Annotated in this window: 5 protein-coding genes; all 5 read left to right on the forward strand. The window is 29.6% G+C overall.

Annotated features, from left to right (window positions below; genetic code table 11):
• Positions 1–255 precede the first annotated feature (255 nt).
• Positions 256–813, forward strand: coding sequence for an elongation factor P (efp, locus tag ACI3VO_RS02025; protein ID WP_290686759.1), 558 nt, complete (start codon positions 256–258; stop codon positions 811–813).
• A gap of 116 nt (positions 814–929) precedes the next feature.
• Positions 930–1,490 carry a CD1247 N-terminal domain-containing protein gene (locus ACI3VO_RS02030; RefSeq protein WP_320626209.1) on the forward strand — a complete coding sequence of 187 codons (561 nt, stop codon included), beginning with the start codon at positions 930–932 and terminating at the stop codon, positions 1,488–1,490.
• A 135-nt stretch (positions 1,491–1,625) separates the two neighbouring features.
• The gene (rnc, locus tag ACI3VO_RS02035; protein WP_439756308.1) at positions 1,626–2,327 is read left to right on the forward strand and encodes a ribonuclease III; all 702 of its coding nucleotides are present in this window, start codon (positions 1,626–1,628) and stop codon (positions 2,325–2,327) included.
• Positions 2,328–2,343: 16 nt separating this feature from the next.
• Positions 2,344–3,411, forward strand: coding sequence for an elongator complex protein 3 (locus ACI3VO_RS02040; protein ID WP_439756309.1), 1,068 nt, complete (start codon positions 2,344–2,346; stop codon positions 3,409–3,411).
• 20 nt (positions 3,412–3,431) lie between these two features.
• On the forward strand, positions 3,432–6,986 hold the full coding sequence (gene smc, locus ACI3VO_RS02045) for a chromosome segregation protein SMC (RefSeq protein ID WP_439756310.1): 3,555 nt from the start codon (positions 3,432–3,434) through the stop codon (positions 6,984–6,986).
• Positions 6,987–7,132: the final 146 nt, after the last annotated feature.

The raw sequence follows: 7,132 nt of genomic DNA on the forward strand, positions 1-7,132 counted from the left end.
AAAAAGTCTACATTAATTTAATAATCTTTAGAATGAAGACTTTTTTTTGATTTTTGAATAAATATTTTAGATAAAGTCAAAAATAATTAAAACATAATCAACTAAAATATCTAAAAACTTGTTTAGTTAAGATAATATATGATATTATAGTATATATGATTAATCAAAATATATATTATAACTTGACAATTTGAGTTACATATATATAATAAAACTGATAAAACATAAGAAATTTATTTAGATGGAGGAATAATAATGGTAACAGCAGGAGATTTTAGAAAAGGTGTAACTTTTGAAAAAGATGGTCAACCATGTTTAGTAGTTGACTTCCAACATGTTAAACCAGGAAAAGGTGCAGCATTCGTAAGAACAAAATATAAAAACTTAAAAACAGGAGCTATAAGAGAAGAAGCTTTCAACCCAAGTGATAAATTCCCAAAAGCAATAATAGAAACAAAACAAATGCAATATTTATACAATGATGGTGAATTATATTACTTCATGGATGAAGAAACTTTTGATCAAATACCACTAAACTATGATCAAGTAGAAGATGCTATAAAATTCTTAAAAGAAAATGAAGTAGCTACTATAAGATTCTATCAAGGACAACCATTCCAAGTAGAAGCTCCAAACTTTGCAGAATTAGAAGTAACAGAAACTGAACCAGGAATAAAAGGTGATACAGCAAGTAACGTTACTAAAGCAGCTACAGTAGAAACAGGAGCAGTAGTTCAAGTACCTTTATTCATAAATGAAGGAGATAAAATAAAAATAGATACTAGAACTGGAGAATATTTATCAAGAGTTTAATATTTTAGCATAAAAAAAGCTTATATATCTAATAGTAATGGTATATGAGCTTTTTTAAAACATATAGGAAGTCTTTATTCTAAAGATTTTAAAAAAATGCAAAGGAGAGATTTATCATGAAAAAACTAGGTGAAGAGGTTGCATATTTAAAAGGTTTAGCTGAAGGATTAGATATCGATGATAAGACTAAAGAAGGTAAAATGATCTGCAAAATTGTAGATGTATTAGATAGTTTTGCAGGTATAGTACAAGATTTAGAGTATTCAGTAGAGGATTTAGAAGATCAAGTAGAAGAACTAGAATATGAAATAGAAGAATTACAACAAGAAGTGGAAGACTTAGAAGAATGGTTATACGATGAAGACGATGACTATGAAGAAGACGATGAAGACGACTACGATGATGAATATGACGAAGATGAAGATTACGATGAAGATGATTTAAGCTATATAGAAATGGAATGCCCAAATTGTTCAGAAGTTGTAGAAATCGATGAAGAATTACTATTCGATGATTCAGTAGACGTAGTTTGTCCAAATTGCCATGCTGTAATATTATCTTCTGAAGACGACTGTGATTGCGGCTGCGGATGTGGTTGTGAAGACGAAGAAGATTATGGAGATGACTGTGGTTGCGGTTGTGGCTGTGAAGACGGAGATGACGGTTGTAATTGCTAATAATGAATGTTTAGTTTAAAAAGCACCTATGAAGTTCAAATCTTCATAGGTTTTTTAAAGTAAATATGTTTTAATTACAATACGGCCCGAAATCAATTTAATAGAACGATTAATAATTTGGATGGAGGATAATTAATGAAAATAAATAAAAAAATATTAAATAATATAGAGATGTTTGAAGAGATAATAAATTACAAATTTAAGGATAAAAATTATATATTAGAGGCTTTGACACATAGTTCTTATTCAAATGAAAATAAGAACTGTCCTTTCAATGAAAGATTAGAATTTTTAGGAGACTCAGTTTTGAGTATAGTTATAAGTGATTATCTATTCAAAAAAGAAAAGAATTTACCAGAGGGAGAGCTTACTAAGATAAGAGCAAATATAGTTTGTGAGGAATCTTTAAGTGAGATATCTAAAAATATACATTTAGGTAAGTATATGTTTTTAGGAAAGGGTGAAGAGGCTACAGGTGGTAGAGATAGAATATCAATACTTGCAGATGCTTTAGAAGCTGTTATAGCAGCTATTTATCTAGATGGAGGAATGGAGCCTGCAAGAGACTTTATTTTAAAATACATGGATAAGATAATAAATGACTCTATAAAAGGTAAAATATTTAGAGATTACAAAACATGCTTACAAGAAGTGCTACAAAGCAATGGAGAAAATAATATTTGGTATAAATTAGTAGATGAAAAGGGTCCAGACCATAATAAAACATTCGTTATGGAAGTCGGCATAAACGATACTGTTTTAGGAAGAGGAGAAGGCAAAAGTAAAAAGGATGCAGAACAAGTAGCAGCAAAATGCGCACTAGATAAAAGATTATAAGGTGGAGGATATTTATATGAAAAAGAGAATAATACCTATATTCGTTCCACATAGAGGCTGTCCTCACGATTGTATTTTTTGCAATCAAAAGAAAATAACAGGGGTAAGTACTGAGGTTACAGCTGAGGATGCTAGAAATATAATAGAAGAATGTCTAGAGACTATAGATGAGGATACTGATGTAGAGATAGCGTTTTTTGGTGGAAGCTTCACTGCTATAGAAGAAGAATGCCAAAATGAATTACTAGCAGTTGCAAAGGAATATGTAGATAGAGGTCTAGTACATGAAATTAGAATGTCTACAAGACCAGACTGCATAAGCGATAGAATTTTAGAGAGATTAAAAAAATACAAATCTAGTATTATAGAGCTAGGTGTTCAATCTATGGACGAAAAGGTGCTTATAGATAGCGTCAGAGGACACGATATAGATTCAGTAATAAGAAGTTCACATTTAATAAAAAAACACGGTATAAAGCTAGGACTACAGATGATGGTAGGTCTTCCTTCTGATACAGAAGAAAAATGTATAAATACAGCTAAAGAATTTATAAAGCTAAGACCAGATTGTGTAAGAATATATCCTACACTAGTAGTTAAGGATACAGGACTAGAAACTCTTTTAGCAGAGGGTAAATATACGCCGTTTACTTTAGAAGAGTGCATAAATATTGTAAAAAAACTATTAGTTTTATTTTATGTAAACAATATAAATGTAATTAGAGTAGGGCTTCAAGCTACAGACGACATACAATTAGGTAAAGGAGTTGTAGCAGGACCTTATCACCCTGCCTTTAGAGAGCTTACTGAAAGCGAAATGATAAAGGACTTCTTAGATTACGTCGTTTTAGAAAATAAAATAGAAGGAGATCTAGTTGTAAAAACAAACAATAAAAACATTTCTAAAATAATAGGAAATAAAAAATCAAATAAAATATATATGAAACAAAAATACAATATAAATTTAAAGACAGTTCCAGAAGATTTATCTAAAGAAGAGATAATTATATCTTCAAATAAGGGAGAGTTTTCTGTGAAGATGGATCAAATTTACGATAAATTACTAGAGATATACAACCTTTAATACTGAAGGGAGATGAAAATGTGCATTTAAAGAGACTGGAATTAAAGGGATTTAAGTCTTTTCCAACAAAGACAGAGATAAATTTTAACGAAGGAATAACAGCGATTGTAGGACCAAATGGAAGTGGAAAAAGCAATATATCCGATGCAGTAAGATGGGTTTTAGGTGAGCAAAGTATAAAAAGTCTTAGAGGAGATAAGCTAGAAGACGTTATATTTGCAGGTACAAACGATCAAAAGCCTATGAATTACTGTGAAGTAGCTCTGACTATAGACAATAGTGATGAAAAATTAGACATAGATTTTAGTGAAGTTACTATAAAGAGAAGAGCCTATAGAAATGGAGAGAGTGGTTTCTTTTTAAATGACAAGGCGTGTAGATTAAAGGATATAAAGGAATTACTACTAGATACAGGAATAGGTAAGGATGGATATTCTATTATAGAACAGGGAAAGGTAGACGAGATTTTAAGTAATAACCCAGTCAATAGAAGAAAAGTTTTCGACGAAGCCTGTGGAATATCAAAATACAGATATAAAAAGCTAGAAGCAGAGAGAAATTTAAAAAATACTAAGGAAAATTTAGAGAGAATAGAGGATATCTATATAGAGATAGAAAACAGGATAAAGCCTCTTTTTAACCAACAAAAGAAGGCTCTTAAGTATTTGGATCTTAGAGAAAGCTTAAAAAAACTCGAAGTAAATAATTATATCAGAGAAATCAAAAAAATAGACCAAGAATTAGCTGAAATTACGAAGCATAAGGCAATACTCGTAAAGGAATTAAATGAAAAAGAAGAAATAAAAGAAAAAATGGAAAAAAACATAGATTTTACTAATGAAGAAATCGAAAAGCTAGAGCAAAATATAGCTAAATTAAATCAATATATAGAATCTATAAAAAATGTAATAAATCAAAACGACTCTCAAATTTCTTTGATAAACGAAAGAATCAGCAATTCGAAGCTAAATATAGAAAACAATCAAAAAACTCTAGAGGATTTTGAGCTCAAATTAAAAGAGGATAAGAGCAAATTAGTAGAGCTAAAACAAAAGAGAGAACTAGAAAAAAGAGAAATTGAAGTATTAGAGCAAAATATTTCAGAGGTTGAAAAAGAAAGCAACAAAAAGGAACAAAGCTTAAACGAATTAAATAAGAACATAGAAGCGCTAAAGGACAACATAATTACTTATTTAAATAAAAAACAAGAGTTAAGCAATAGTTTATCGACTTTAAGTGCAAATACTGAAAATATCAATCTTAGAAGTGAAACTATTGAAAATAATATTTTAGAGATAAAAGCTTCATTAGAAGAAAAAAATTCTATCTATAGACAAAAAGAAGAAAGTGTAATCCAGATGAAAAATAATTTAAAGGAAAAGACTTCTTCTTTAAACAATTTAAAAAATGATTTAGAGGATTACAAAAATCAAAATAAAAATATAGATATAAAAATACAAAACAACAACTACACTCTAAAGGAATGCTCTTCAAAGCTTCAAATATACATAGATATGGAAAGACATTATGAAGGCTTTAATAGAGGTGTAAAGGAAGTATTAAAAAATAAAAATTTATCTGGAATATGCGGTGCATTAGGGCAGGTTATAACTACTGATGAACAATACGAAAAGGCTATAGAGGCAGCTTTAGGGGCTTATATGCAAAATATTATAACAATAGATCAATACGCCGCTAAAAATGCGATAAATTACCTTAAAAAAAATAATCTAGGTAGAGTTACTTTTCTTCCTATGAATGTAATTAAATCTAAAAAAATAAATGAAAATACTATAAATTCTAAGACTGAATATATAAAAATAGCGAGTGACTTAGTATCATTTGATGAAAAGTATAGAGACATAGTCGAGAGCATATTGGGTAGAACTATAGTAATAGACAATATAGACAATGGTATTAAATTCGCAAATGAAACTAATCATAGATTTAAAGTAGTTACTTTAGATGGAGATATATTAAATCCAGGAGGTTCTCTTACAGGAGGAAGCTTAAAGACAAGCACTAATATTCTTTCTAGAAAGAGACTTATAAAGGATTTTGAAGATAAAATAGAAAAAATAAAAATAGAAAATCAAGAAAATACGAAGTCTAAGGAATCGATTTTAAATTCAATTAAGGAAGTAAGAGAAAACATATCAGTTTGTGAAGAAGAAATAAATGATCTTGAAAAAGATATCGTAAAGCAAAACACTAAGCTGAAATCAATCGATTATGAAAGAGCTTCTTTAAATGAAAATATCAGTAAGCTAGAAAAAGAAAAAACTGGTCTTAGCTCGAATTTAGATTATACATCTAATAGGATAAAGACGATTGAAGAAAAAATAAAAGATATCGAGCTAAAGGAAGCTGAAAATAAAAGACAAATAGACAGCTTGACTAGTACTAAGGAGCTTCAAAGCGAGATTTTTGAAGAAGAAAAGAAAAAAATCGAAGGCTTGAAATTAGATTTTGTTCAAAAAAGTGAAATATTTAAGTCTACAGATTCTGAAATAAAGAGAATCGACGGAGAAATAAGCTACAGAACACAAAAAATCGAAGAAAACAGCAACAATATAAAAAAATTACAAAAGGAAATAGAGGACTTACAAAGCGAATCTAAAATTCAAAAAAGAGAAAGCGACAATTTAAACAAGCAATTGAGCGAAAAGCATAGAGAGCTAGATGGTAAAAATCAAGCGAAAACTAAGCTTAAGGAGACAGTAGCTGATTTAAATAAAAAGTTAAAATCGTTTGAAAGACAAAATATGGAGCTTAGACAAAGTGAATTTAAAATAGATTCAAAAATAGAGAGATTGTCAGCAAATAAAGAAAATTATACTAGTAGACTATTTGAGGATTATGATTTAACTTATGTAAAAGCTCTAGAATTAAAAGATGACTCTATCGAAATAAATAAAAAGATACTTGAATCTATAAAAAGGGAGATAGCAAGTCTCGGAAATGTAAATATAGACTCTATACAAGAGTACAAGGAGACTAAGGAAAGATACGACTTCTACAGCGAGCAAAAGGCTGACCTAGAGGAATCTATAAACGCCATAGAAAAAATTATAAGCGAGCTAGAAGTAAATATGAAGGTTCAATTTAAAGAACAATTTAAAAAGGTCAATGAAAATTTCAAATATGTATATAAAAGGTTGTTTGGAGGAGGAGAAGGCGAGCTGACTATTGTAGATGAAGAAAATATACTTGAAAGTGATATACAAATAACAGCTAAACCACCTGGCAAGAAGATGAAAAATTTAAACCTTCTATCAGGAGGAGAAAAGGCCCTTACAGCTATAAGTATATTATTTGCGATAATACTGGCGAAACCGACACCTTTCTGTATATTAGATGAAATTGAAGCGCCATTAGATGATGCCAATATATTTAGATTTGGAGAGTATTTAAAAGAATTATCAGAGGATACTCAATTCATAGCTGTGACACATAGAAGGGGTACAATGGAGGCTGCTGACTATATCTACGGTGTAACTATGGAAAAGAAAGCAATATCAAAGGTCATCAGTCTAAATCTTAAGGAAGCACATAAAATGGCAGACATAGTGTAAAAATGGAGGAAAGATATGTTTAAAAAACTTTTTAATTTTGGAAAAAATAAAAAAGAAGAAGTAAAAGAAGAAGTGAAAAATGTAAGTGAAGAATTGATAGAAGAAGAGGACTTACAAGAAGAACAAGAAGTTGCAGAAGAATCACC

The sequence above is a fragment of the Intestinibacter sp. genome (genome assembly GCF_051866655.1).
Lineage (GTDB): Bacteria > Bacillota > Clostridia > Peptostreptococcales > Peptostreptococcaceae > Intestinibacter.

What these genes read in the sequence shown, in the direction of transcription:
- rnc (WP_439756308.1), top strand. Translation starts at nt 1,626, where the DNA reads ATGAAAATAAATAAAAAAATATTAAATAATATAGAGATGTTTGAAGAG.
- ACI3VO_RS02040 (WP_439756309.1), top strand. Translation starts at nt 2,344, where the DNA reads ATGAAAAAGAGAATAATACCTATATTCGTTCCACATAGAGGCTGTCCT.
- ACI3VO_RS02030 (WP_320626209.1), top strand. Translation starts at nt 930, where the DNA reads ATGAAAAAACTAGGTGAAGAGGTTGCATATTTAAAAGGTTTAGCTGAA.
- efp (WP_290686759.1), top strand. Translation starts at nt 256, where the DNA reads ATGGTAACAGCAGGAGATTTTAGAAAAGGTGTAACTTTTGAAAAAGAT.